Annotated in this window: 27 protein-coding genes and 1 tRNA gene; 12 read left to right on the top strand and 16 right to left on the bottom strand. The window is 65.3% G+C overall.

Features of this window, described 5'->3' with window-relative positions; genetic code table 11:
• Positions 1 to 117: 117 nt before the first annotated feature.
• On the bottom strand, positions 118 to 720 hold the full coding sequence (locus tag ACJ70B_RS03580; RefSeq protein WP_408959045.1) for a hypothetical protein: 603 nt from the start codon (positions 718 to 720) through the stop codon (positions 118 to 120).
• 29 nt (positions 721 to 749) lie between these two features.
• On the opposite strand from ACJ70B_RS03580, the gene ACJ70B_RS03575 reads away from it, so the two are divergent.
• Positions 750 to 872: a hypothetical protein gene (locus tag ACJ70B_RS03575; protein WP_408959044.1), complete on the top strand. Its 123-nt coding sequence runs from the start codon at positions 750 to 752 to the stop codon at positions 870 to 872.
• 56 nt (positions 873 to 928) lie between these two features.
• Complete coding sequence (locus tag ACJ70B_RS03570) at positions 929 to 1156, top strand: hypothetical protein (protein ID WP_408959043.1); 228 nt, start codon at positions 929 to 931, stop codon at positions 1154 to 1156.
• 7 nt (positions 1157 to 1163) lie between these two features.
• Here the strand turns inward: ACJ70B_RS03570 and ACJ70B_RS03565 are convergent, their stop codons facing one another.
• Entirely contained in the window at positions 1164 to 1613 is a 450-nt protein-coding gene (locus tag ACJ70B_RS03565) for a pyridoxamine 5'-phosphate oxidase family protein (protein ID WP_408960073.1), read from the bottom strand.
• 75 nt (positions 1614 to 1688) lie between these two features.
• Entirely contained in the window at positions 1689 to 2945 is a 1257-nt protein-coding gene (locus ACJ70B_RS03560) for an RNA-guided endonuclease InsQ/TnpB family protein (protein WP_408959042.1), read from the bottom strand.
• Positions 2946 to 3229: 284 nt separating this feature from the next.
• Between ACJ70B_RS03560 and ACJ70B_RS03555 the strand changes: the two genes are divergently transcribed.
• Entirely contained in the window at positions 3230 to 3793 is a 564-nt protein-coding gene (locus tag ACJ70B_RS03555) for a thioredoxin family protein (protein ID WP_408959041.1), read from the top strand.
• Positions 3794 to 3953: 160 nt separating this feature from the next.
• Positions 3954 to 4736: an HpcH/HpaI aldolase family protein gene (locus tag ACJ70B_RS03550; RefSeq protein WP_408959040.1), complete on the top strand. Its 783-nt coding sequence runs from the start codon at positions 3954 to 3956 to the stop codon at positions 4734 to 4736.
• Between the two features lie 16 nt (positions 4737 to 4752).
• On the opposite strand, the gene ACJ70B_RS03545 is transcribed toward ACJ70B_RS03550, so the two are convergent.
• Positions 4753 to 5871, bottom strand: coding sequence for an NADH:flavin oxidoreductase/NADH oxidase (locus ACJ70B_RS03545; RefSeq protein ID WP_408959039.1), 1119 nt, complete (start codon positions 5869 to 5871; stop codon positions 4753 to 4755).
• 136 nt (positions 5872 to 6007) lie between these two features.
• Here ACJ70B_RS03545 and ACJ70B_RS03540 point away from each other — a divergent pair, with 136 nt between their 5' ends.
• A complete protein-coding gene (locus ACJ70B_RS03540) occupies positions 6008 to 6847 on the top strand; it encodes a BtpA/SgcQ family protein (protein ID WP_408959038.1) in 840 nt (279 codons plus the stop codon).
• A gap of 14 nt (positions 6848 to 6861) precedes the next feature.
• On the opposite strand, the gene ACJ70B_RS03535 is transcribed toward ACJ70B_RS03540, so the two are convergent.
• The 4 genes from ACJ70B_RS03535 to ACJ70B_RS03520 form a co-directional block, all read right to left on the bottom strand.
• The gene (locus ACJ70B_RS03535; protein ID WP_408959037.1) at positions 6862 to 8100 is read right to left on the bottom strand and encodes a tripartite tricarboxylate transporter permease; all 1239 of its coding nucleotides are present in this window, start codon (positions 8098 to 8100) and stop codon (positions 6862 to 6864) included.
• 159 nt (positions 8101 to 8259) lie between these two features.
• Complete coding sequence (gene rpl12p / locus ACJ70B_RS03530) at positions 8260 to 8613, bottom strand: 50S ribosomal protein P1 (protein ID WP_408959036.1); 354 nt, start codon at positions 8611 to 8613, stop codon at positions 8260 to 8262.
• Positions 8614 to 8631: 18 nt separating this feature from the next.
• Entirely contained in the window at positions 8632 to 9678 is a 1047-nt protein-coding gene (locus ACJ70B_RS03525) for a 50S ribosomal protein L10 (RefSeq protein WP_408959035.1), read from the bottom strand.
• 1 nt (position 9679) lies between these two features.
• Positions 9680 to 10312 carry a 50S ribosomal protein L1 gene (locus tag ACJ70B_RS03520; protein ID WP_408959034.1) on the bottom strand — a complete coding sequence of 211 codons (633 nt, stop codon included), beginning with the start codon at positions 10310 to 10312 and terminating at the stop codon, positions 9680 to 9682.
• Between the two features lie 296 nt (positions 10313 to 10608).
• On the opposite strand from ACJ70B_RS03520, the gene ACJ70B_RS03515 reads away from it, so the two are divergent.
• On the top strand, positions 10609 to 11193 hold the full coding sequence (locus ACJ70B_RS03515; RefSeq protein WP_408959033.1) for a hypothetical protein: 585 nt from the start codon (positions 10609 to 10611) through the stop codon (positions 11191 to 11193).
• Positions 11194 to 11358: 165 nt separating this feature from the next.
• On the opposite strand, the gene ACJ70B_RS03510 is transcribed toward ACJ70B_RS03515, so the two are convergent.
• The 4 genes from ACJ70B_RS03510 to ACJ70B_RS03495 form a co-directional block, all read right to left on the bottom strand.
• Positions 11359 to 11847, bottom strand: coding sequence for a 50S ribosomal protein L11 (locus tag ACJ70B_RS03510; protein WP_408959032.1), 489 nt, complete (start codon positions 11845 to 11847; stop codon positions 11359 to 11361).
• 108 nt (positions 11848 to 11955) lie between these two features.
• The gene (cutA, locus tag ACJ70B_RS03505; protein WP_408959031.1) at positions 11956 to 12258 is read right to left on the bottom strand and encodes a divalent-cation tolerance protein CutA; all 303 of its coding nucleotides are present in this window, start codon (positions 12256 to 12258) and stop codon (positions 11956 to 11958) included.
• 93 nt (positions 12259 to 12351) lie between these two features.
• Complete coding sequence (locus tag ACJ70B_RS03500) at positions 12352 to 12543, bottom strand: HEWD family protein (RefSeq protein ID WP_408959030.1); 192 nt, start codon at positions 12541 to 12543, stop codon at positions 12352 to 12354.
• A 145-nt stretch (positions 12544 to 12688) separates the two neighbouring features.
• On the bottom strand, positions 12689 to 14200 hold the full coding sequence (locus ACJ70B_RS03495; RefSeq protein ID WP_408959029.1) for a phosphoenolpyruvate carboxykinase (ATP): 1512 nt from the start codon (positions 14198 to 14200) through the stop codon (positions 12689 to 12691).
• Positions 14201 to 14539: 339 nt separating this feature from the next.
• Between ACJ70B_RS03495 and ACJ70B_RS03490 the strand changes: the two genes are divergently transcribed.
• Entirely contained in the window at positions 14540 to 17905 is a 3366-nt protein-coding gene (locus ACJ70B_RS03490; protein ID WP_408959028.1) for a chromosome segregation ATPase, read from the top strand.
• A 92-nt stretch (positions 17906 to 17997) separates the two neighbouring features.
• Here ACJ70B_RS03490 and ACJ70B_RS03485 read toward each other — a convergent pair whose 3' ends face one another.
• The gene (locus ACJ70B_RS03485; RefSeq protein WP_408959027.1) at positions 17998 to 18129 is read right to left on the bottom strand and encodes a rubrerythrin-like domain-containing protein; all 132 of its coding nucleotides are present in this window, start codon (positions 18127 to 18129) and stop codon (positions 17998 to 18000) included.
• 119 nt (positions 18130 to 18248) lie between these two features.
• On the bottom strand, positions 18249 to 19484 hold the full coding sequence (locus ACJ70B_RS03480) for an MFS transporter (protein ID WP_408959026.1): 1236 nt from the start codon (positions 19482 to 19484) through the stop codon (positions 18249 to 18251).
• A 180-nt stretch (positions 19485 to 19664) separates the two neighbouring features.
• On the opposite strand from ACJ70B_RS03480, the gene ACJ70B_RS03475 reads away from it, so the two are divergent.
• Positions 19665 to 19847 carry a hypothetical protein gene (locus tag ACJ70B_RS03475; RefSeq protein WP_408959025.1) on the top strand — a complete coding sequence of 61 codons (183 nt, stop codon included), beginning with the start codon at positions 19665 to 19667 and terminating at the stop codon, positions 19845 to 19847.
• Positions 19848 to 19966: 119 nt separating this feature from the next.
• Positions 19967 to 20542: a class I SAM-dependent methyltransferase gene (locus tag ACJ70B_RS03470; protein WP_408960072.1), complete on the top strand. Its 576-nt coding sequence runs from the start codon at positions 19967 to 19969 to the stop codon at positions 20540 to 20542.
• 72 nt (positions 20543 to 20614) lie between these two features.
• Here the strand turns inward: ACJ70B_RS03470 and ACJ70B_RS03465 are convergent, their stop codons facing one another.
• Positions 20615 to 21085 carry a hypothetical protein gene (locus tag ACJ70B_RS03465; RefSeq protein ID WP_408959024.1) on the bottom strand — a complete coding sequence of 157 codons (471 nt, stop codon included), beginning with the start codon at positions 21083 to 21085 and terminating at the stop codon, positions 20615 to 20617.
• Between the two features lie 349 nt (positions 21086 to 21434).
• Here ACJ70B_RS03465 and ACJ70B_RS03460 point away from each other — a divergent pair, with 349 nt between their 5' ends.
• The 3 genes from ACJ70B_RS03460 (at position 21435) to ACJ70B_RS03450 (ending at position 23128) form a co-directional block, all read left to right on the top strand.
• Positions 21435 to 22211: an HAD-IIA family hydrolase gene (locus ACJ70B_RS03460; RefSeq protein ID WP_408959023.1), complete on the top strand. Its 777-nt coding sequence runs from the start codon at positions 21435 to 21437 to the stop codon at positions 22209 to 22211.
• A 163-nt stretch (positions 22212 to 22374) separates the two neighbouring features.
• The gene (locus tag ACJ70B_RS03455; RefSeq protein ID WP_408959022.1) at positions 22375 to 22602 is read left to right on the top strand and encodes a hypothetical protein; all 228 of its coding nucleotides are present in this window, start codon (positions 22375 to 22377) and stop codon (positions 22600 to 22602) included.
• Positions 22603 to 22789: 187 nt separating this feature from the next.
• Positions 22790 to 23128, top strand: a complete 339-nt coding sequence (locus tag ACJ70B_RS03450) for a hypothetical protein (RefSeq protein WP_408959021.1) — start codon at positions 22790 to 22792, stop codon at positions 23126 to 23128.
• A gap of 178 nt (positions 23129 to 23306) precedes the next feature.
• Here ACJ70B_RS03450 and ACJ70B_RS03445 read toward each other — a convergent pair.
• Positions 23307 to 23409, bottom strand: a tRNA-Gln gene (locus ACJ70B_RS03445).
• Between the last annotated feature and the right edge of the window lie 125 nt (positions 23410 to 23534).

Here is a 23534-nt window from a genome sequence, read left to right as displayed (position 1 = left end):
TGCGATTCCGTCCCCACGACGGGAGAACACTCCCGATTCAGACCTCCCGGTTCAGACGGCTCTACTGCCTCATCGAACGCTTCGCTGCAGCGGCGGAACGAACGACGAGCCGCCTGCTCAACGATAGTTCTTGAACAGCAGCGCTCGCACGTCATCTTTCGTCTGGACCTGTTCGGTTGCCCCATCGGGGAGCTCCACGGCGTACCGGAAGTCCGCCGAGTCCGACTCCTCCCACTTGTCATCGTGGGTCTCGAGCAGGCTCATCATCTCGTCTAACATATCGTCGTCGTCGGCCGAGCCGTCGCCGTCACCGTCGTCGGCGTTCGTCTCGTCGGTCTCATCGTCGTCCTCGTCCTCGCTCGAGCCGTCTGCATCCGATTCAGCGGACTCCACCGGCTCGGATTCGAGGTCGTCGTCCGCATCGTCGACCTCCTCGCCCGCGTCCGGTGTCTCCCCCTCGACGTAGGAGACCGCCTCGAGTTCGTGGGGATCGTCGTCACCCTCGATGGCGGCTCCGACCGACGCGGACACGTCGTCGGTCGCCGAGGAGTCGAACTCGTCGGCGTCGATTTCGATCTCCTCGTCGAGATTGTCGATCAGAAACTGGACGGCGTCTCGCTCGCGGACGAAGCCGTACTTGCCGACGACCAATTCGGAAATTTCCTCGCGGAGATGCTGGATAAAGGCGTACTGTTCGTCGGTGACCTCGAGCGTCTGCATACCCCGTCGATGACACCGGGGATACAAATATGTACGTCGTCACGGCCGGTCGTCGGGAGGGCATCTCGCTGTCGCAGTCGTCGCCCGCGCTCCACCGAGTCGGCCACCGCCGGTGGATCACCGACGACGGGCGGATCTCGGACGGAGATTGAGAGCGAGATAAACGGCAATGAAATTAAGGGGCTTCGACCGCCAGACCTGACTAGATATGGACGAGGTACTCGAACTCGTAGACGTCATCGCCGACTCGGAACTCGAGGGCGCGTTCGTCTGGCTCCTCCGGCTTGCGGGTCTGCTCGCCGTCCTCGCCGGTCTCGGCCTCTGGCTACTGACCGAGATGGGACTGCTCGTCGTTCCGCTGGCCCTGATCGTTGGCGGACTCGTGTTGCTGATCGTCCCGAGCGTCCTCCTCTCGCTCGCGGAGGTATTCGGCTGACCGGTGATCAGGGACGCGAGGGAACCTCTTTTCGCCCTGTCAGCGTCTCGGGATCGAGGCAGAAAAACCGGAACGTGACTTCTGATCGCGGTCGCTCGAAGATGTCGACCCGCGGGACCTGAATCGCCCACATACCCTGCACCGTGCTGGACTCGTACGGCATATCGTCGACGTCCTCGAGCGCGCCGGTCGCGATGACGCTTCGCCACCTGTCGTCGATCTTATCATACGCGATGAAGGAAACGGGTCTGTCGATCAGCTCGCTTTTACGGCTGTCTCGCGGGAACGAGAGCTGATAGTAGAACAGTCCCTCGTCGGCGTTGTAACCGTACGAAACCGGGATCGAGACCGGCGGCTCGTCGGGCTTCGTGGCGAACAAAATAACCCGGGTCTCGCCCCGGCCGAGGAACGCCGTAATCTCCGCGTCGGTCAGTTGAAGCCAGCGCAGCCCTTGCATGCCCCGTCCGGGCGACGCGGCGCTAATTGACATCCTCCTCCGGCTAAAGCCGGAGGAATCCCGAGCGTTGGGATATTAGGGTTTGCAGTCTCCCTGTTCTCTCGGTGTGAACCCTCCGCTCTCGCGGTCGAACAGGAAGACTCCGGGCTGTGCCAACCAGCCGTTACTCATATCCCCTGTCGGGGGACTCTGAGTTATCTTTCTACGGATGTTCACCGCACCATTCACATCTGCATTCATCGTCGTCTCGCACGATGAACAGACGTACAGCCCTCGCTCCACGCGGTTGCTGTCCCGAATTTGCCCGCAACACGAACACGTCTTCGACGTGTTCTCCTCGTTTACCCGGTCAACGAGAATGCCGTGTTCCTCGGCCTTGTATTCGAGGAGACGGGCGAATCGGTCGAACTCCCAGCCGTGCAACTTCTTGCTCCCCGACGCACCCCAGTTCCGCGAGTCACCGTTCTCATCCTCGCGGATGTCACTAAGGTCGCCAACCGCTATCTGTCCCACACCTTTTTCGATACACCGCTCAACGATGTGTTTCGACAGGGTATGGAGGAAGTGGTCTTTGCGTCGGGAGAGTTTCTGCCGAGCCTTCAACGCTTGCTTTGACGGCCCGTTCTCGCCTTCGGTCTGGTACTCCTCGCGGGTGAAGTAGTGCTTGTCCTCTGTCAGCACGTTCCCCGGATACAACTTCGAGGGGCCGTCCTCGTAGTCGATGGCGAGATAGTTGCTGATGCCGAGGTCGATACCCGCCGTGTTGTCACCGGGTGCGTCTTCGACAGGAATCTCTTTCTTACAGACGAGGTGGAGTTCCCACTCGTCGCCGTTCCAGACGGCACGCACCTGCTGGATGTTCTCGACTTCTACGTCAGGGCGGGTTTCGTACTCCGCGAGGAGGAAGTCAGACCGACTCTCTTTCAGGTTGAAGCCTTTCGAGAGGCGAAGTTGGCCGTGTTTGTCGTCGTGCTTGATGGCTCGTTTCTTCCATGTGACGGTGGAGCGAGGGTGTCGGTCGCCACGTTTCCGGTAGCCCGGTGGGTTGTTGCCGTCGTCAGAGTTGTACCAACCAGTGAACGCCTCAGCAAGTTCTTCGAGAACTCGCTGACTTGACTGAGAATGGAGGTCACTGTAGCGTTCGTGGTCTTTCAACTCCGATTTCAGTTCGGCTTCGTTGGGTATTTTGCCGTCTTCGTCCCACCGTTGTTGGATATAGTAGCGACCGACGTTCCACAGTTTCGAGGCTGAGAACCCGCACTGGTCGAGATCGTCACGAACCTGCTGGTGGTTCGTGATTCGGGCGACGTAGGTGCGGGTCGTCTCCAGCATCGAACTGACCTCATAACACCTTATGAAGAAGTTCTTATTAAACCAACGACCGGGCGTGGAATATCCGGCTGGAATGTCGTCGGTGGATTTCCGGTCAGAATGTCGGATTCATCACGCGCCTTTAGGCGCGGGTATTCTCCTTGTTCTTTATAATACGCCGTCACTGACCGCTGAACAGTCCCGATAGACTGTACTCGAGTCCGTTGTACGCTCCGGCCGCCGACCCGCTCGAGCCAATTGCGACCAACGTGACGATTAAGGACGAACGTGAGGAAATCACCGGTATGGTACTGAAAGAATCCGATTCCGAACTCGCGGCCGGCGACGCTGCGCCAGACTTCGAACTCGAGGGCGTCGACGGCGAGACCCACTCGCTCGACAGCTTTGCCGACGCCGAGGCGTTACTCCTCGTCTTCACGTGTAACCACTGCCCGTACGCGCAGGCGAAGTTCGACCTGCTGAACGAGCTCGCCGATGCGTACGACGACGTCGCGGTCGTCGGGATCAACGCCAACGACGCCGACGAGTATCCCGACGATTCGTTCGAGATGATGCGAGAGTACGTCGACGAGGGGACGGTCGAGTACGACGCCTATCTCCGCGACGAAAGTCAGGCTGTCGCCCGCACGTACGGCGCGGTCTGTACGCCGGATCCGTTCCTCTTCGCTCGTGACGACGGCGAGTTCGAACTGGTCTATCACGGCCGCCTCGACGACGCGCTCAGTCCCGACGATGAGCCCACGCGGTTTCACGTTCGCGAGGCCATCGAGTCGGTGCTGGCGGGCGAGTCGGTCGACCTCGAGTGGCAGCCGTCCCAGGGCTGTTCGATCAAGTGGGAAGACGACTGAGCTGGGCCACTGGACGTTATTACCGCATCCCCGGGACCCGTTTTCCGGGGAACGTCGGTACCCAGGCAAAGCAGACCGTCTGAACGTCTCGGTGCGGTGACGGTCTCCGCCGGCGACGGCTGAACGCTCGATTTTAGTAGTGGCCGTGGTAGGCGGGGTCATGAGTCAACCCCGCGGTAACGCACTCCGCGAGATGCTCGAGTCTGGCGCGGTCGCGCTCGGCGTCCTCGAGAACACGTACAGCCCGACTGCCGTCGAACTCCTCGCGGGGCTCGGCGTCGATTTCGTCTGGATCGACCTCGAGCATGGCGGGCCGAGTCCGTGGGACGGCGAGCGACTCGAAGCACTCCTCCGAGCGGCCGACGGCACCGACACCGAACTGCTGGTGCGTGTCGCCGATACGGACCCGGCGCTCGTCCGGAAGGCCCTCGACGCCGGCGTTCGGAACGTCTTCCTCCCGCGGGTCAGCAGCGCCGAAGAACTCGAGCGCGCGGTGCGGGCCGGCCGCTTCGAATACGACGGCGAGTCGGGCCGGCGCGGACTGGCGAGTCCCCGCGCACGACGCTGGGGACTCGTCGATGACTACGTCGAAAGCGAGGACGAGTCGGTCGTTGTCGGCGTCACGGTCGAAACGGCGGCCGCGCTCGAGGACCTTGCGGATATCCTCGCAGTTCCCGAACTCGGCTTCGTCTTCATCGGCCCGCTGGACCTCTCGGTGTCGCTCGGCCATCCCGGCGACCTCGATCACGACGAGGTCGCAGACGCCATCGAGACGATCCGCTCGGCGGCCGTCGACGCGGGCGTCCCCGTCGGCGGCCTCGGGTTCGGAATGGACGACGTCAACGACAAAGCCGAAAACGGCTATCAGTTGCTGAACATCGGGACGACGACGGGCGCGTTGCAATCGAGCGTTACTGGCTGGCTCGACGCGTACGACGAGTGACCGACTCCGCGGCCGGTCAGCGCTGTGCCGCGCGCCGATACTGTACCGGCCACTCCTCTGCGACCGCTTCCGGGTCGCGCTCGAGCGCCCCCGTCGCGCGGAGTCCGAAGTATGGATCGCGCAGGAATTCCCGGCCGACGAGGACGAGGTCGGCCCGGTCGTTGCGGACCAGCGCGTCGGCTTGTTCGGGTTCGGTGACGCCGCCGACCGCACCGACTGCGATGTCGGCTCCCTCGCGAACCCGCTCTGCCAGCGGCACCTGAAAGTTCGGCCCGCCGGGGACCGCCTGCTCGGGGTGGAGCCCGCCCGAGCTGACGTCGATCAGATCGGCACCGAGCTCGGCCAGGTCGTCGGCCAGCCGCACGGACTGGTCGATATCCCACGCGTCGCGGTCCTCGAGCCAGTCCGTCCCCGAGATCCGAACGAAGACGGGTTTCTCGTCCGGCCAGACGTCGCGGACCGCGGTGACGACCTCGCGGACCAACCGCGTCCGATTGTCGAAACTGCCGCCGTAGTCGTCCTCGCGGCGGTTCGTGACCGGCGAGAGGAACTCGTGGAGCAGGTAGCCGTGGGCCGCGTGAACCTCGGCGATCTCGAACCCCGCCTCGAGCGAGCGCTCGGCCGCCGCTCGGTAGGCGTCGATCACGCCCTCGATGTCAGCTTGGTCGGCCTTCCGGATCGCCGGGCGCTCGCCGTCGAACGGCGGATAGGCGTCGGGCGACGGTGAAAGCACTTCCCAGCCCGACGCGCCGGTCGGATCGGTCTCGTCGGGCTGGATCGGGACGTGGCTGTCCCAGGGGCGCTCCTTGCTCGCCTTGTGGCCCGCGTGGGCGAGTTGGATCGCCGGCACGCCGCCTTGGTCACGAATGAACTCGGTGATCGGCTCGAGTGCGGCCGCGTGCTCGTCGCTCCAGATGCCCAGATCGTGAGGTGTGATCCGGCCGTCGGGGGAGACGGCGGTCGCCTCGGTCATGACGATGCCGGCACCGCCGACGGCACGGCTCCCGAGGTGGACGCGGTGCCACTCGGTTGCCAGTCCGTCAGGACCACAGGAGTACTGACACATCGGCGAGACGGCGATCCGGTTCCGACTCTCTACGTCGCGCAGCGAGACCGAAGAAAGCGCGTCAGCCATCGCCCGATCCTAGCCACGGCAGGGAGAAAACGACCCCGAATGGAGCGTCGATTGCCGCCTCGTGCGACGCCGGTCAGCGTCCCCGCCGCGTCGGCCGGCCGTGACATCTTATCTCGCTCGCGCTCACAGATCCGATATGGCTTCGCGAACCTCCGTCCTCGAGCGGTTCAACGCCGACCGTCCCGTCATCGGCATGGTCCACCTCCCGGCACTGCCCGGCGCGCCCGGCTTCGATGGTGACCGCGACGCCGTCCGAACGCGCGCGCTCGAGGATGCACGGACGCTCGAGACCGGCGGGGTCGACGGACTCATCCTCGAGAATTTCGGCGACGCGCCGTTCTACCCCGAGGACGTGCCGCACCACGTCGTCGCCGAACTGACCGCCGTCGCGTCGGCCGTGACCGACGCCGTCGACGTGCCCGTCGGGATCAACGTCCTCAGAAACGACGCCGCGGCCGCGGTATCGATCGCCGCCGCCGTCGACGCCGACTTCGTCCGAGTCAACGTTCATATCGGCACCGCCGCGACCGATCAAGGCCTCCTCGAGGGACGGGCCCACGAGACGCTCCGGCTTCGCGACCGGCTCGCGGCCGACATGTCGATCCTCGCGGACGTTCACGTCAAGCACGCGAGCCCGATCGGCGAGCGAGACATCGAACGCGCGGCGCTCGAGACGGTAGAACGCGGGAAGGCCGACGGTGTCATCGTCTCCGGCCCCGGCACCGGCGTCGAGACGCCGCTCGAAGCTATCGAGTGCGTCGCCGCCGCGGTTGCCGGCCGAGGCGCGGAGACTGTCCCGGTATTCGTCGGTAGCGGCGTCACGAGCGAGACCGTCGGCGACTGTTTCGCCGCCGGTGCGGACGGCGTCATCGTCGGTACCGCGCTCAAACGCGGCGGTGAGACGACCGCACCGGTCTCGAGCGAGCGGGTCACCGCGGTCGTGGACGCAACACGAAGGGCCGACTTGAGCGACTGACTCCCCCAGCGCAGTTAGAGTCCGAGCATCAGCGGTCCGATCAGGACCCCCATCAGATGAACGCGCCGAGCGCGCAGTCGGACCGGTACGAGTCCGATGGCGGTCGCCGCGACGAAGATACCGATTCCGACGATACCGGCGAAGAGAAAGGCGAGGACGAGCAACAGCCCGAGAACGGCGACCGAGACTTTCCAGTACGCTACCCGCCCGATCAACTCGAGGTAGGCGTCGCCGACGACGATCACGAGGACGAACCCGATCAGCCCCGCAAGGACGACGGCCGCGAGTAGGATCGGGAGCTCGAGGGGTGCGCCGAGACCGTCGAAAGCGACCATGATACCGGTCCGGGGCCGGTCGATCGCGGCCAATGCAAAGAGCGCGAAGATCGCGTTTGCCGTGTCCACGCCGCTGGTCGCGACGATGTAGCCCCGGTCGCTGGCTCCGTGTGGCACGACGGCCAGCACCGCGACGGCGGCGATCGCCGCCGTAATCCCGGGCAGATAGCCAACCGCGGCACCCGCGAGCGTCCCGGCGATCGCCGTGACGCCGATCAGCCCTTGCGACATCGCGATCCCGTCGCCGGTCTGGCGGGGGAGTCCGCCCCCGCGAATCGCGTCGAGCAACACCGGCGCGCCGAAGAGACCGGCGAACAGTGGGGCGAGGGTACCGCCGGCCTCGAGCGGGGCCGCCGGCTCGAGATCAAGCGTGAGCGCGCCCAGCCCGGCCGCCAGTGCGAACGAGCAGAGACCGCCGAGCCGGCTCCGCCACGTCGGCTCTGAGGCGAGCAACGCGACCGTAATCATCGCGAGGACCAGCGAGAGGTGCCCTCGTACCGTCGGATAGACGGCCGTCACGCCTCGAGTGACGGGAACGGAAAGCGGCACCGCGGCGAGGACGGCGAGGACGCTACCGATCGCGGAGAGTCGGATCGCTTCAGGGCCCCGGCCAGCGAGGACCAGTCGGTGACCCGGAAGCGCGGTGACCGCCATCTCGGCGTCGGGGACGCCCAACGCCATCGCGGGCACGGCGTTGAGAAACGTGTGGACGACACCCGCGGCGAGCATCGCACAGCCGACGAACAGCGGCGGGCCGGGGACCGACGGCGCGACCCCGGCTAGCAAGAGTGCGAAGTTGTTGGCGTGGAGGCCCGGAACGAGGCCGCTGCAGGCACCAAGCACCGAGCCGGCGAGGACCCACGCGAGCACCTGCAGCGTCAGCCCCGGCTCGGTTACAACCTCAACTAGAGCGGGCATCGGCTGTTCTGGCCGCGCCTTCGGTTATAAGTTCTCGGTCGGACCGTCCGTCTTGCGCGATACGCGACTGAGCCGTCGGCTCGAGAACATTGTCACTCGTCGTTCGGTGCGATAAAAATCGGTGTGTGCGGCTCGTCGAAACCGGATCGACAGTGTGACTTACCCGAAGAGTTCGCCGAGGCCTTCGCCGTCTGCCTCGTCGTCGTCATCGTCGTCGTCCGTCGTGTCCGGCACGTCGCTGGTCTCTTCGACTTCCTCGTCGGCTTCTTCGCCGCCTTCCTCGGCTTCGGCTTCGCCACCCGCGGCACCGCCTGCAGCGGCACCGCCAGCGGGGACGGCAGCAGCCTCGGAGACCGCCTCGTCGATGTCGACGTCCTCGAGCGCGGCGACGAGCGCCTTGACTCGGGACTCTTCGACGTCGACGCCGGCAGCGTCGAGCACGTCCGTCAGGTTCTCTTCGTTGATCTCTTCGCCCGATTCGTTCAGGATGAGTGCAGCGTATACGTATTCCATTGTTGTGTCCTCCGTTAATTATCCGAACATCTCGCCGAGACCGGCCGCGCCGTCGCCGTCGTCTTCGTCGTCATCGTCGGTATCGGCGTCTTCGGCCTCGGTCTCAGTCTCGTCTTCGGTCTGGTCGTCTGCCGATTCGTCTTCGTCCTCGGCCGCCGCTGGTTCGGCGGCCGCCTCGACGTCCTGTAGCTCCTCAGGGAGCGCCTCCTCGTCGTCGATCTGGGCCGCAAGCGCACGCAGCTGTGCGTCGGCCTTGCTGACGAGGTCGGGCATGAGGTCTTCGTCCTCGATCGCAGCCTGTAGACCGAGGCTCTTGGCCTCGCCCGTGGCCTTCGCGATGAGTGTCGGGGCCGTCGTCGCGGTCGGGAAGCTCGCGTTGACCGAGAGGTTCTGTGCGCAAGCGGCGGCCGTCGAGACATCGCTCCGGTAGGCCTCGACGTCGATGTCGAGGTCCTCGGGGTCGAACAGGACGCCGTCGGCGATGACGGCGCGCAGGTCGAGTCCGACTTCCTTGGGCTCGATACCCAGTTCGTTGAGGACGTTCGCCAGATCCGCAGAGACTTCCTCGCCGGCCTCTAAGACCGTCGAGTCCTCCATGACCTGGATCGAACCCTCTTCGATTCGCGCGTTCGCACCGACCTGCTGGAGTTCGCCGACGAACGGGCCCGGATCGACACCGGTGTCCCCCTCGGGGATGACGATGTCGTTCGGAGCAACCTCGCCCTCGTTGATCGGAGCGGGCGTCTTCGACGCCTCGAGCTCCTTGTACAGCGAGAACGGGTTCTCGTTCGTCGCAACGAGGCCGACTTGGCCTCCGATATGCTCAACGAGGTCGCCGAGCCCGGCGTCCTCGAGCGCACGCGTCTGCAGGGTATTGCGGCTGACCCGCAACACGGCGGTGCCGTGCAGGTCGCGGCGCATGTCCTGGAGCTGCTTCGAGGGAATGCCGGCGATGCCGACGACGCCGACACTCTCGTAGTCAGCGATGAGCTGCTCGAGTTCGTCGACCTCCTCTTGCTTCCACTGGGGAAGGTTCTCAGTCTTGCGTTCAGCCTGTGCGCTCATGTTAGGCCACCTCCACGGACGGCCCCATCGTCGTCTTCACGTAGACGGCGTCGATATTCTGGGGTCCCTTCTCGAGGTCGGCGTGCAGGCGACGCAGGATGACGTCGATGTTGTCGGAGATATTCTCGGCATCCATGTCCTCGGCACCGACGAGAGTATGGAAGGTCCGTCGGTCCCCGGAGCGAAGCTGCACGGTGTTCTTGAGTCGGTTGACGGTCTCGACGACGTCGTCGTCGGGCGAGAGCGGGTCCGGCATCTTCCCTCGCGGTCCGAGGATCGTACCCAGATGCCGGGCGATGTCTTGCATTATCGCTTCTTCGGCGATGAAGAAGTCCGTCTCGTCGGCCATGTCCTTGGCCTCGTCGTCGTCCAGATCGGCCACGTCGTCTTCCGAGAGTACGTCGTCCGCGACCTCTTCGGCGCGGACGGCGGTCTCTCCCTCGGCGATGACGACGATACGCGTTTCCTGGCCGGTTCCAGACGGCAGGACGATCGACTCGTCGACGCGGTTCGACGGTTCGTTCAGGTCTAAGTCGCGCAGATTGATCGCGAGGTCCACCGTCTCGGTGAAGTTCCGATCGGGGGCGTCCTCGAGTGCGCGCGCTACTGCGGTTTCAATATCCGAATCTGCCATCGTTCACCTCCGTAGTACGCAGGAGTGCTCCTACGGGTCAGTGAAACAGGCGATGCCTGTCTCCCTTGAACCGAGGACCATGCTAAACTTAAACCCGTCGAACCACCAGAGACCCGGCTCAAACCACCGATCAGCGTCTCACTCCCGAAAAACGGCGCACAGCGATCGAACCGCGGTCGGCCCGCCGCCGAGTCGAGTCCGTGATTGTTCGCATCACTGTACAGTCAGTGAGACCGGAAGGTCTATAATAAGTGCCTGAATACTTTACGGCCATGGGGCCAGTAGAGTTATATACTATGATTGCCGCGCCGACGGTCGACTCGGTCGCGGTGGTGTCGGGACACGGGGCGACACTCGAGGCGTATCGATCCCTCGAACCACCGGTTCGTGCAGCTGTGCAGTTCGCCGGAACACTCTTCGTCGCGATGGGCGTGCTCGGACTCCTCCAGGGGTTCAGCGCGCATGCGGTGGCGAAGTCTCGTCGGAGTCCCGTTATCTCGACCTGTATCGGGCTTCCGGGACTGCTCATCGTCGGCGGAGTCTCGAGCGCCGGGGTTTTCATCTCGGACATGAGTATCGGACCGTTCTTTGCGATTCCAATGGTAATTCTCGGGGCGACGGTTCTCCCGACCGTAACGGCAATTGGATTCACCGCGATCGGCCGGTCTCTTGCCTCGCGACTCGGGGCTGATCGACTGTGGATCGGCGTTCTCGTCGGAGCGGTCGTCAGCGGACTCGCCGGGTTGGCGTTCCCAGTGATCGTCGCCGTCGCCACCGTCGCCGGTGCACTCGGCCTCGGCGCGACCGTTCGCATCGTGTTCGGCGGTATCGGTGCGGGGCGGCCGGATGAGCGGACCGTTCCGCCCGCGAACAAGATCTGACGGCGGCCGATTAGCGTACCGTTCGGTCACCGTTTTGCTACTTCTATAGGCCCGTCAGGGCTCGAGGGCCGACAATTCGGCGCGATGAATTGCTCGGCAAAACAAAACGAACTGCTCCGCTCTGTTCGTGAAAACAACGACGCGTGACAGCGTGACGCTCGTCGATTACGCTGTCGCTTCGTCTGCGAGAACGTCGTCGTACTCGCCGTCGTCGACGCGTTCCTTGAACTCTCGAGCGTCGTTGCCCTCGATGGTGACGCCCATCGAGGCGCAGGTGCCGACGACTTCCTTCGCGGCGTTGATCGTGTCGTAGGCGAGCAGGTCGGGGTGTTTCTGCTCGGCGATCGTCTTGACCTGTTCGACGGAGAGATCCGCGACGAAGTCCTCCTGGGGCTCGCCGCTGCCGGTTTCGAAACCGGCCTCGTCCTTGACCAGCGCCGCCGTCGGCGGGACGCCGACGTCGATCTCGAAGGCGCCGTCGTCCTCGTAGTCAACGGTGACGGGAACTTCGGTGCCGTCGAACGCGGCGGTCTGATCGTTGATCTCCTGTACGACGGCCTGCACGTCGACGGGCGTCGGTCCGAGCTCGGGACCGAGCGGCGGGCCAGGGTTGGCCTGCCCGCCCGGAACGAGCACTTCGATGGTTCCAGCCATACCCGTCACAACCCGTGCGCGAGTTTTAAGGGTTGCTTTTTCGGGCAGTCCTCGTCTGTGACGCTCTCACGTATCGGTCGCCGTCACGTATCGTCACCGCTTGCACGTCTATTCGACGCTCTCGTCTCGCCACGTCGCGAATGACGCGAGGAGGTCGCGCTCGTCGAACCGCTCGATACAGGGAACGTCGTACGGATGCAGTTCCTCGACGCGTGCGACGAGGTCGTTGTACGCGTCGTCGGTCGTCTTCGCGAGCAACAGCGCCTCCTCGTCGCGGTGTACGTCGCCGTCCCAGCGGTAGGTCGAGGTCGTCGAAAGGCGATTGACGCAGGCCGCGAGCCGTTCCTCGACCAGCGTCTCGGCGATTCTGTCGGCCGCCTCGGGCGGCGCGGTGATGTAAACGGTCGGCATAGCGGCGGCTACGCTCGAGCAACGCAAAAGGACACCGCCCCGTCGGCGCGCTGGCGTTCCGTCAGCGCCGGTTATCGGTCGGGCGGAAGGCGGTCAGCCGTCGGTGCTCTCAACCGGGTTGAACGTTCCGTTGATGTCCCACTCGTGGATGCAGTGGGGGTTGCCGACCTGCTTCTCGCCGTTTTCGCGGGCGAGTTGCCAGGCCTCGAGGTCTTCGTCCCATACTTCGCCGCGACCGCATGCTTCGCAGACCCTCGCGGTCGGTGTTCGTACCTGTGCGCTCATTACCCACCCGTGGGAACTCGACGCATATAACGGTATTCGTGTGCGGTGAGGAGTGCGCCGCCGCTGGCGGGTCGTGTAAGCGGAAAAACCAGGGACCGAAGTCTCGTTCGTCGTGCCGCCGGTCGAGACCGGTGTCCGAAGCCGGTCAGTAGACGGCGTCTTTGATCTCGTCGCGGAGTTCGTCGAACTGCTCTAGGTACTCGCGGCGCTCGGCACGCAGGTCGGCGAGCGCATCCTCGTAGTCGTCGACGTGGTCGGGCACGTAGTAGTCCTCGATGTCGATGCCGGGGACGGTCTCGGGGATCGTCAGACCCATCCGGTCGTCGTCGGTCCACTCGATGGTCTCGCGGGCGGCCTCCGTGAGGATGGTGACGGACTCGGTGACGCCGATGTCAGCCGATTTCTGGCCGAGATAGCCCGTGTTGATGACGTAGCAATCGACGTCGAGGATGTCGATGAGCTCGTGGAAGATGTTGCCCTCCTCGCCCTCGGGGCCGACGATGAAGGGATTCGTCCCGACGACGCGGATCGATTCGCCGGCCCGGGACGGATCGCCCGCGCTGGTCTCGATCGACTCGCCGAGCATGAAGGCGACGGCGGCCTGCTTCTGGTCGAGTTTCGCGACCGGCGGCATCAGCGGATTTCGGGTGATGAAGAAGACCTGATCCATCCGGCCGAGGTCGATCTCCTCGTCGGCGCTCTCGAGTTCGTCGCGCTGGACGATCGCCCGGGAGTTCGAGGTGTAGCGGTCCTCGTCGAAGTGGACGGTGCCGTCGTCGTCGACCGCGACGTTTCCTAGAATCGCAGACTCGTCGGTCGCGGCCTCGTAGAGTTCCGGCTGTTCTTCCTCGTCGAGGCCGATCGTCTTGATGAACAGCCCCTGGCCCTCGCTACCGGCGACGGAGCCGGTCGGCAAGAGCCCGCAGACGTCGTCCTGAAGCATGGCGGCGCTTTCGGGTTCCTCGAGCCAGCAGCCGTGGGAGGTCAGCGTGGATTTCCCGGTCGCGGAGAGGCCCATGAACACCTGGCCGACGGTCTGTAGGTCGCCGTCCCCGTCGCGGACGCGGACGCGCTTGCTACCGGCGTGGAGTCCGAGGCCGCCCTGCTGTTTGATCCGGTACATGAACAGTCGGAGGAACGACTTCTTGGCCTCGCCGTTGTAGTCGGTGCCCAGTACGGCGGTAAAACCGGTGTCGGGTAGGATGCGGACCGCGGTCTCGTCGTGGTCCGGCAACTGGACGGTATAGAGGTCGGGATCTCGTCCGTCGGCCGGCTCGAAGAGGTTCGCCCAGGCGTAGGCGATCCGGGCGTAGTCGATCGGCACGAACAGGCGACAACAGAAGGTCGCGTCCGGGTGCCGACCCATGAGTCGGTCGACGCAGATGAGTTCGATCTCGTCGGTGCGGTCGACGGCGTCGTCGATCAGGTCGTGGTCGCGCTCGGAAAAGTCGTCGTCGACGGCGTTTTTCGTCCGATCGGCGCTTCGCGAGCGGAACTCGCTGACGTACGACGGCGAGCCGAACTCGGTCGTCGTCTCGTCGGGCTCGGCGAGTTCGCGCAGTTCCGCGAGCGACGGGTTGTACCGGACGTTCGACGCTGTCGCTGGATCGGGGAGCTGTCGGACCAGCGGACGGGACTCCGTCCCGGTTTCAGACATACATATAATCCACCACCAGCCTGATAAATAAGCGTGAGGATTTCTCTCTTCGTGTGCTATCGACTACCCAGTTATCGAGTGACGTATCCCGTCTGTCCCCTTCAGCGAGCGGAAATCAGCCGTTTCCGCCTCGGCGGCAAATGAGGGTGTGCCGACTCCAAACAAGTACTCAGATACGAGATAATTCTTGGAAATCCGAGTGGGCCTCGAGCGCCGACGGCGATAGCCGACTCCGGGCGGCGACGACGGAGTGTCCGGGACCGTCTCGTCGTCGGGCCGATTTTCATATCTGGTACTCTGGGGGGAACCTCCAAGAGGATAGTACGAGTCGCCGAGACCATGGACTACGGTCTCGACATCGGTCCAGGGGGGATCCGGGCCGCAACCGACGCCGGCGACGGCGCGGCGATTGAATCAGCTCCGCCGGTCGCACTGGCGGTCGACGACGACGCGCTCGAGGCGGCAGGAAGCTCGGGGGAGAGCACCACCGTTCGGGTGGACGGAACGACCTACGCGGTCGGCGAAACCGCTCGGACGGTCGCCGACGCGGTCGGCGACGAGCCCGAGTCGCTGTTCGCAGGTGGCGGTCTCGTCGCCGACTCGAGGGCACACGTTACGTCTGCGCTGGCTGCCCTCGTCGATGTCGCTCTGGGGGACGCGACGGACGGTCGACTCTGCTATACGACGCCAGGTCCGTTCGTCGATACCGCGGAAGCGACCGACGCACACCGCGACATCGTCGCGTCGGTGCTCGACGACCGCGACCTCGAGGCGACTCCGGTTCACAAGGGTTTCGCGGTCGTCTACGACCAGTTCGCGAGCGATAATTACACCGGCTTGGGGATCTGCCTCGAGGCACAGTCGACCAGCGTCGCGCTCGCGTACTACGGCGTCCCGGCGCTGGCGGTCTCGATCGAAAAGGGTCGCGAGTGGATCGTCGAGCAGGCGGCCGGCGATACCGGTCACGAACCAGCACAGATCGCCGGCGTCCTCGAGGAGTTCGCGCTCGATCCCGACGCGGCGGCGGGCGGGATCGAAAGCGCGCTCGCACAGGCGTACGACGACCTGCTCGGCGAGGTGATCGCGGCGCTCCGCGATGCGGCCGACGAGAGCGACCTCCAGCAGGGACTGTCCGTCCCGATCGCGATCGCCGGTCAGGGCGCAGTCGAAGGACTCGAGTTCCTCGTCGGCGGTCGGTTCGACGCGGCTACGCTCCCGTTCTCGGTTCGCGGCGCTCGACGCGCGGACGAACCCACCGCGAGCGCCGCCAGAGGGGCGCTCGCCGCCGCCCGAGATGATGTCGAGGCGTACGAGGGCGTCACCTGGTCTGAATCGGTCGACGGCGACGGCGGCGGAACGGACGGGAGGCCGACTAGTACGGACGCGACTGCCGACACCGAGCGAACGGCGCTCTCGTTCGACGAGCCGGCGGCCGCCGACGCGGCGGCCGACCGAACCGACGATGCCATCGAGCGACTGTTCGACCGGCTCGCCGATCGCGACGACGAAATTCGGTCCGTCCGCGAGGACCTCGAGGCGGCACTCGCCGACCTCGCGGCCATTGAGGAACGGGCCGCTGCGGTCGACGATGTCGACGAACTTGACGAGCGACTCGAAACGATCGCCGACGAGCTAGCCGACCTCGAGGCCGAGAGCGAGACGCACGCGAGTACCGAGCGCCTCGCGGCGCTCGAGGACGAACTCGAGGCCCTGTCGACGGCGCTCGAGGAGTTAGACGGTCACATCGAGATCGTCGAGGGATACCTTGAGGACGTCGAGACAGACGCGGCCGACGAACGGGCGGCGCTCGAGGACCGGCTCGGCGATGTGGCCGCCGATATCGGGGACGTCACGGACCGAACGGCGGCGCTCGACGACGATCTGGCGGCGGTTCGAACGGCGCTCGAGGAACTGGAGGGGACCGCCGCTACCAAGTCATCGCTCGAGGACGTCGAAGCGGCCGTTTCCACGCTCGACGATGATCTCGAGGACGTCGGGGAGCACCTCGACCGAACCGGGACTCGCGTCGACGGGTTCGCCGGTCGGCTGGAGGAACTTACCACTCAGGTCGACGGCGTCTCGGAGCAGGTCGCGGAGGTCTCGCAGCGGGCGGACGGACGGTTCGACGCACTCGAGTCGACGATCGACGCGGAGACCGACGCCGTCGACGACGAACTCACCGCTGTTCGCGAGACGCTGGACGATCGCACCGACGCGCTCGAAACGGAACTCGACGCCGCACGGGCTGCGATCGACGACCTTGAGGACGCGGCGGCCGATGCCGATCGGGTCGACGCCGTCGCGGACGATCTGGCCGCCCTCGAAACGACGGTCGAGGACGACCTGACGGCCCTCGAGACGGCTGTCGACGAGATCGACGAGGCTGTTGCCGGTGTCTCGGAGCGACTCGACGAGATCGACGCGCGGACGGCGAGCGCGGAGACGGTCACCGCACTCACGGCCGATCTCGAGGCGGTCGAAACGGAACTCGAGACGCTCGAGTCGGAGCTTCGGTCTCTCGACGATGCGGTCGAAGAGCGGATCGACGACGCGGTCGCCGACGTCGAGACGGAACTCGACGCAGCGACCGACGCGTTCGAGGGCGATGTTGCGGACCTGGCGGACGACCTCGACGCGCTCGAGGCGACCGTCGAGCGACTCGACGACGAGGCGGTGGCGGCGGACGAGCTTACCGCCGTGCGCGAATCGATCGCCGACGCCGGCGATGAGATCGAGGCGACGGCCGCGCACATCGACGATGTCGCGGCGGATCTCACGACCGTCGAGGAGCGACTCGACGAGTTCGACCGCGAACTCGCGACCGGGCTCGAGGACGTTCGGGCGACGGTCGACGATCGAGTCGATGAGACGCGGACGGCAGTTGACGAAGCGCGGACGGAACTCGACGATAAAATCGACGAAACGCAGGCGGCACTCGACGATCGGATTGACGAAACGCGGACGACGCTCGACGGGCAGATCGACGACGTTCGAACGGCGCTCGACGATCATCGCGACGACGTTGACGAGACGCAAACGGCACTCGAGGAACACGCGGCCGCGCTCGAGCGCGAAACCGATGCGTTCGCCGACGACCTCGAGACGCTCGCGGACCGCGCCGACGACGGTGAGCGACGGCTGAACGACCACGAACGCCGCGTCGACGAACTCGCGTCGACGCTCGAGTCGGTCGAGACCGCCGTCGGTCGCATCGACGACGATGTCGAGTCGCTCGCGGGCCGCATCGACGAGGCGGCGAGCGAAGACGAGGTCGCGTCGCTCGCGACCGACCTCTCGTCCGCCGGCGACCGTCTTGAGGCGCTCCGATCGGAACACGACGACCTCGCTGAAACCGTCGCCGACGACCCGGACGAGGCGGCCGTGCGGGCGCTCGAGGACGACGTCGGCTCGCTGACCGAGCGGGCTGCGACGGTCGAGGACGGCCTATCGACCCTCGAGACGCGAGTCGAGTCGATCGACGGGGCTACCGACGAGGAACTCGAGGCGCTTCGAACGGAACTCGAGGCGGTCCGAACCGACGCGACCACATCGCCGGCGTTCCTGTCCGCGGTCGCGGCCGGCGGCGGGAGCGCGGGTATCGTCGCGGGGGCTGTCACCGCGCTGGCTGGAGACACCGCCATCGGGCTCGGTGCAGTCGCTCTCGGCCTCGTCCTACTTGCCGTCGCGTTGCGACAGACGCGTTAGCGCTCAGCAGCAGAAGGAACGGTGTCTTTCGCGAGCGTAGACTACCGCTCCCACTCGAGGAGCGTCAGTTCGACGGGTGCCACCGGGAGCACTCAGTCGCGAACCGGTTCGACGTTTCGCATTTCGCCGCCGCAGCGGCGGCACGTGCTCAACAGCGCGTCGCCGGCCGTCTCCCGCCGGCCGCACCGTACGCACTCGTATTCGCGTTGGACCTCGAGAGCCATGTGTTACCAGTACACACCCTTCCCCATTAACTCTTTTCGTGGGTAATCGGACCAGCGAACGACGACGACGATGGCCGGTGTTGGTCCGTGCGGTCGACGTCGGTCTGGCGGCGAACGGGTCAGTCGTTACGGTTCCTTTCGACAACCCAAAGCGAGCAGCCGAGTCCCGTCGCACAGACGATCGACGCCGCGAGCAGCCAGAACGCGGCCTCGAAGCCGGCCGTCTCGGAGAGTGTGCCGACGACTGCGGGTGCGATCGCACCGGCTCCCATCAGTAGCGTTCGGACGACGCCGAGTCCGCCGCCGGCGATGTCGTCCGGAATGGCCGACATCAGGTACGCGCCCCTGACGGGACGAAAGCCGTGTGAGCCGATTCCGACGGCGACGAGCAACCCGCCGAGCAGGATCGGCGTTCCCGTCTCGGTCAGTGCGACGAATCCGACCAGCGCGACCGATGCGAGTCCGAGCGTCGCGACGATGATCGGAAGCCGGCCGATGCGATCGCTGAGGTTTCCGGTCACCAACTGAACGAAACTCGCGAGGAAGAGGCCGCTGTAGAGCAAACTCGCGGTTGCGGTCGTGAGCCCCGCCTCCACCGTCAGATACCGCGGCGCGAACGCGACCAAGCCGTTGTACGTGAACGAAAAGAGGACCGTCAACAGGGCGAAGGCCGAGAACCGCCAGTCTCGAAAGAGCGCGGCGTACCGCGCGATCTCGCCGCCGCGTCCGCCCTCGCTCGCGTCGGTCCCGCTGGCTTCGTCGGGGAGTCGCGTGGGAACCCGAATCCGGAATGTCACCGCGAGCGCCACCCCGACGAGACCGGCACTGAGGAAGAGCAGCCGCCAGCCGACGAACGGGCCGACGGACAGCGATACGACCGCGACCACGGCGGCGGGCGCGACGACGCCGCTGAGAGCGCCGAACGTATCGAGGACACCGAGGGCCCGCCCCGTTCGCGTCGGATAGGCTCGAGCGAGGAGCCGAACGGCGACAGTCTTGTGCGCGCCGGTACCGGCTCCGATTAGGAGCATTACGCCCACAACGACGAGGAACGGCGACTCGATGGCGAGCGCGAGCGACGCGGCGGCCGCGACGACCGCGCCCGCCGTGATGACGGTCACGGTCCCTAGTCGGTCGGCGACGACGCCCGAGGGGAACTGCATGGCTGCGTAGACGAGCATGAGTCCGGAAAAAGCGGTCCCGAGGACGGCGTCGGAAACGCCGAAGCTCTCTCCGAACGCGTCGAACAGCGGTGGAAACGCGTATCGGAGGAATTTCGCGAGGAACCAGATCGCGGCCGTCAGGACGAGCGCATCGTAGCGTGCGAATCGTCCGGCCGCGCGTCGAACCGACATTCGTTCTCGCCGGGAGTCGCCACCGAAGGGCCGAGTATCCTCCGATCGCGCGCCATCGCCGTCACCTGCGTCTCGTGTCGAACCGATCGCCCTGCCACCATCGTCATTATATACCATATTATTATAATAGACCTTAATGGGAAGGTCCTATATGATAGATAATGATAGATGGCAGCACCAATGGCAGCGAACACGACCACAGACTGGATCGATCCGATCACCTGCCCGTTCTGCGGCGACGAACTCGCGTCACCGGGTGCCGGTTTCGTCGATCACATTCACGATAGCGCCGACTGCGAGGACGCCTTCGACCACTGGCGGGAGAACATCGCCGGCGACCTCGCCGGCGAGTGGAGCGGGTAACCGAATCGGAGCCACCCGCGAACTATAGCGAGGCGAGTTTCGAGTGACGCATTCATGTCTCTCGGGAGCGACGCCGTCGGAGGCGTAACGTGGAAGTCTCGACGGCACGGATCGGTCGTATGGGCTTTCACACCTTTCCGACCGAGCGGGCGGCGTCCCTCGAGGACCCCGGGCGCTATCGTTACTGTTCTCGCGAGGAACTGCTCGCAATGCTCGAGCCGTCGGCCGACGGTGTCGTGGCTGATCTCGGCTCGGGGACGGGCTTCTACGCCGACGATGTCGCACCGTTCGTCGATACGCTGTACGCGGTCGACGTGCAACCGGCGATGCACGACTACTACCGGGAGAAAGGCGTCCCCGACGCCGTCGAGTTCGTGACGGCCGAGGTGTCGTCACTCCCGTTCGATGACGGCCACCTCGACGGAGCCTACTCGACCATGACCCACCACGAATACGCGTCGCCGGCCGCAGACGGCGCGGATGACGGTGCGCTGGCCGAACTGGCGCGCGTGATTCGTCCCGGCGGCCGGCTCGTCACGGTCGACTGGTCGGCCGACGGCGAGGGAGACGACGGCCCGCCGGTCGAGGAGCGGTTCAGTCTCGCCGACGCGACCGCCGGACTCGAGGCCGCCGGTTTCGAAATCGAACGAGCCCGTGAGCGTCCGGAGACGATCGCGATCGTCGCGACGCGCTGAGGGGACTGGACGATCGTCCGACGACGCCTCGACTGGGCCACCGGGAGTCGAGCGCCGAACCGACGCTCGCGATCAGTCGAAGTCGGGGAGATCCTCCGGCGGCTCGTATTCGGCCTCCCAGTCCACGTACTCCTCTTTGAGGGTCACCGAGACGATCTGGCCGAACTCGGTAAGCTCGGCGTTGATCGAGGAGACCGTACCCCAGGTATCGAGATCAGGGTGGTACTCGCGGGCCTGCCAGTCCTCCGGAATACCGGGCGCGTGATAGCCGACGCGGTCCGCGAAATCGTCCCAGAAGAAGTCGAACTCGGCGAAGAGATCGAGGTCGCGAGCGATCCCGTACTCGCGTTCCTCGAGATCGGTGTCCGCGCGCCACTCGTCGAACGCCGCTTCCCAGGCCCCCTCCTCGAGGAACGCCTGTAGCTCCTCACGGCGATAGTCGATCTCCTCGGCACCGTCGGCGCTGATCGTCGCGTCGTCATACTCGTTCGGATCGACGAACTCCAGTTCCGGGGGTTCGGGAGGGACGACCTCGAGTGTCATGGGCGGTCGTAGGTCGGGTCGGCGGATAAGAATTCCCACCTCGCGGCCGTTCCGTGTGCAGGTTGCGCCGTCGCGATCTCGAGTGTGCTCCGCGAAGCCGTCACTCCCACGTGTAGCCGAGCACCTCCCCATCACGGTGGGTGTAGTCGTTTTCCAGCACGTCGCTCACCGTCCAAGTCCTGCGGCCCGCCCAACGTCGGCGGCTCAGGAGGTTCGACGTCGAGTGGCAGATGCTGCGCTACGATCGACAGTGAGATGGGAGGTTCCCCGGAGCCCGGCGGTCCGACCCGTTGCCCGCTCGAGTCGCCGATCCCAACACTCAATCGCCGACCGACCGTATCGGCTGCCGATGATCGAGTACGAGGCGGCGATCCTCGACGTCGACGGGACGATCGTCCGGGGCGACGAACTCCTACCCGGCGCGGCCGACGGTGTGCGCGCGCTCGAGACGGCCGGTTGCTCGCGTTTGCTCTTCTCGAACAATCCCACGCGGGGCAGCGACCACTACGGTGAGAAGCTCACGCCCTACGGGATCGACGTCGACCCGGACACCGTCCTCACGTCCGCGACAGTCTCGGCAGAGTATCTCGCCGCGACTCATCCCGGCGAACGGGTCTATCTCGTCGGCGGCGAGCGACTCGAGGCCATCTTGACGGCGGCGGCCGTCGAACTGACGAGCGATCCCGACGCGGCCGACGTCGTGCTCGGCTCGTTCGACAGGAACTTCTCCTTCGGCACGCTCTGGGAAGCCCTGCGAGCGCTCGAGGGTGACGTGCCGTTCTACGGCACCGACCCGGACGCGACGATCCCGATCAACGAGGGGGAGATCCCCGGCTCGGGCGCGATCCTGGCCGCGATGGAGGCCGTCGCCGGCCGCGAGCCGGACGCGATCCTCGGCAAACCGTCGTCCGTCGCGGCCGCCGCCATGGACCGACTGGATGCCGATCCGACGAAGACGTTGGTCGTCGGCGACCGACTCGACACCGACATCGCCCTGGGGAACCGGGCAGGCATGGAGACGGCCCTCGTCCTCACCGGCATCACCGATCGCGCGGCCCTCGCCGCATCCGATATCGAGCCGGATCACGTTCTCGAGTCGCTGGCCGCGCTCGAGACGCTCCTCTGAGACGGTCCACTGGGCGTCAGGTCCGGCGTCCCCCGGAAAGCGGGTCCCGGGGACGCCAGTACCCGGTTACAGCAGCCCTGACTGCCCCTTCGAGTCGCCGGGTCCGCTTTCACGGACGCGTTCGAGAGACATATTTATCCGTCATAGTACCGATATACAACACATGAGAGAACGACTCAAGCAGGTGTTGCTCCGCGCTCGCTACGCGGCGATGGGCGCAGCGATCGGCGCGGCGATCGGCGGACTCTTCAGCCGGAACGCTGCGAGCACCGGCGGCGCGATCGGCGGTCTCGTCGGTGCGACGGTCGCCGACACTCGCGGGACGCTCGAGGGAGTGTTCGAGGACCTCCAGGAGCACGACCCTCGATCGCAGGACAGCGAACGCGAGTAAACACGGCGTTGCTGCGATTACTCCGGCCGCCATCGCCGGAGCTCCGGTCGCGTCTGGACCGAGCATTCCCTGAACGCTCTCTTGGTTCCCGATTGGAGCTCGTTCGCTCGAGAGTTCCGACCGTACCGTAATGGGCACATCATTGCAGGCTCGGTCATACGGTCGTCCTCTCGAGGGAACCACATCCATGGCTACCGTCGAGACCGTCCTGTCGTCGATCTTCAGTACGGTTCCCGAACTGCACTCCGGCCAACTCGGGCTGCTGTCGGGCGTTCTTGTCGCCCTCCTCTACTGGCACGGCTACCGGCGATCGTCGCTCGCCCTCCTGACCGCGTTCTACCTGCTGGCGCTCGGGGTCGTGCCCGCCGCTTCTCGCGGGTTGCTGGTGGTCCAATCAAAACCGTGGTACTTCTGCTCGCTTCTGGTCCTCACGTCGCTCAGTGCGATCGGTGGTCATCTCGCGTACAGCCGGATCGGTCGCTCGAGTCGGCCGCAGGTGCCGGAGGTCGAACAGCGCGAGATCTAGCGGTCTCGTTCTGGCACGTGATGACCCGTTCTGTCAAAGACGAACCGTCGCCGGCCATAGTGGCAGACGACCTCTTATATTTCATCGGGGATTCGAACCGCGAGGACTCGAATCCTCTCGTCCTCTGGGTTCGAACCGCCGAGGATATTTCGCGCTCACGGTGTTGTTCGCGCGAAAATAGTCCCGGGCGGATTCGAACCGCCGTCATGGGCTTACTTCCGTGACGGCCTAAACCGGACACGTCCAAAGGCCCATATGATTGGCCACTACACCACGGGACTTCTCAGATCATTCGCCATCCCGCGAGCCTCGCAAATCAGTACAGATTTGCTCACCACAACGGGACTTCAGTCGCATGGTAGACTGCCGTCGCACAATAATGTTACTTTTCGGCGGCAGCCGATAC

It is taken from the genome of Natrinema sp. 74, from assembly GCF_046097095.1.
Taxonomy (GTDB): Archaea; Halobacteriota; Halobacteria; order Halobacteriales; family Natrialbaceae; genus Natrinema.
This window is presented reverse-complemented; position numbering and strand designations above follow the sequence as displayed.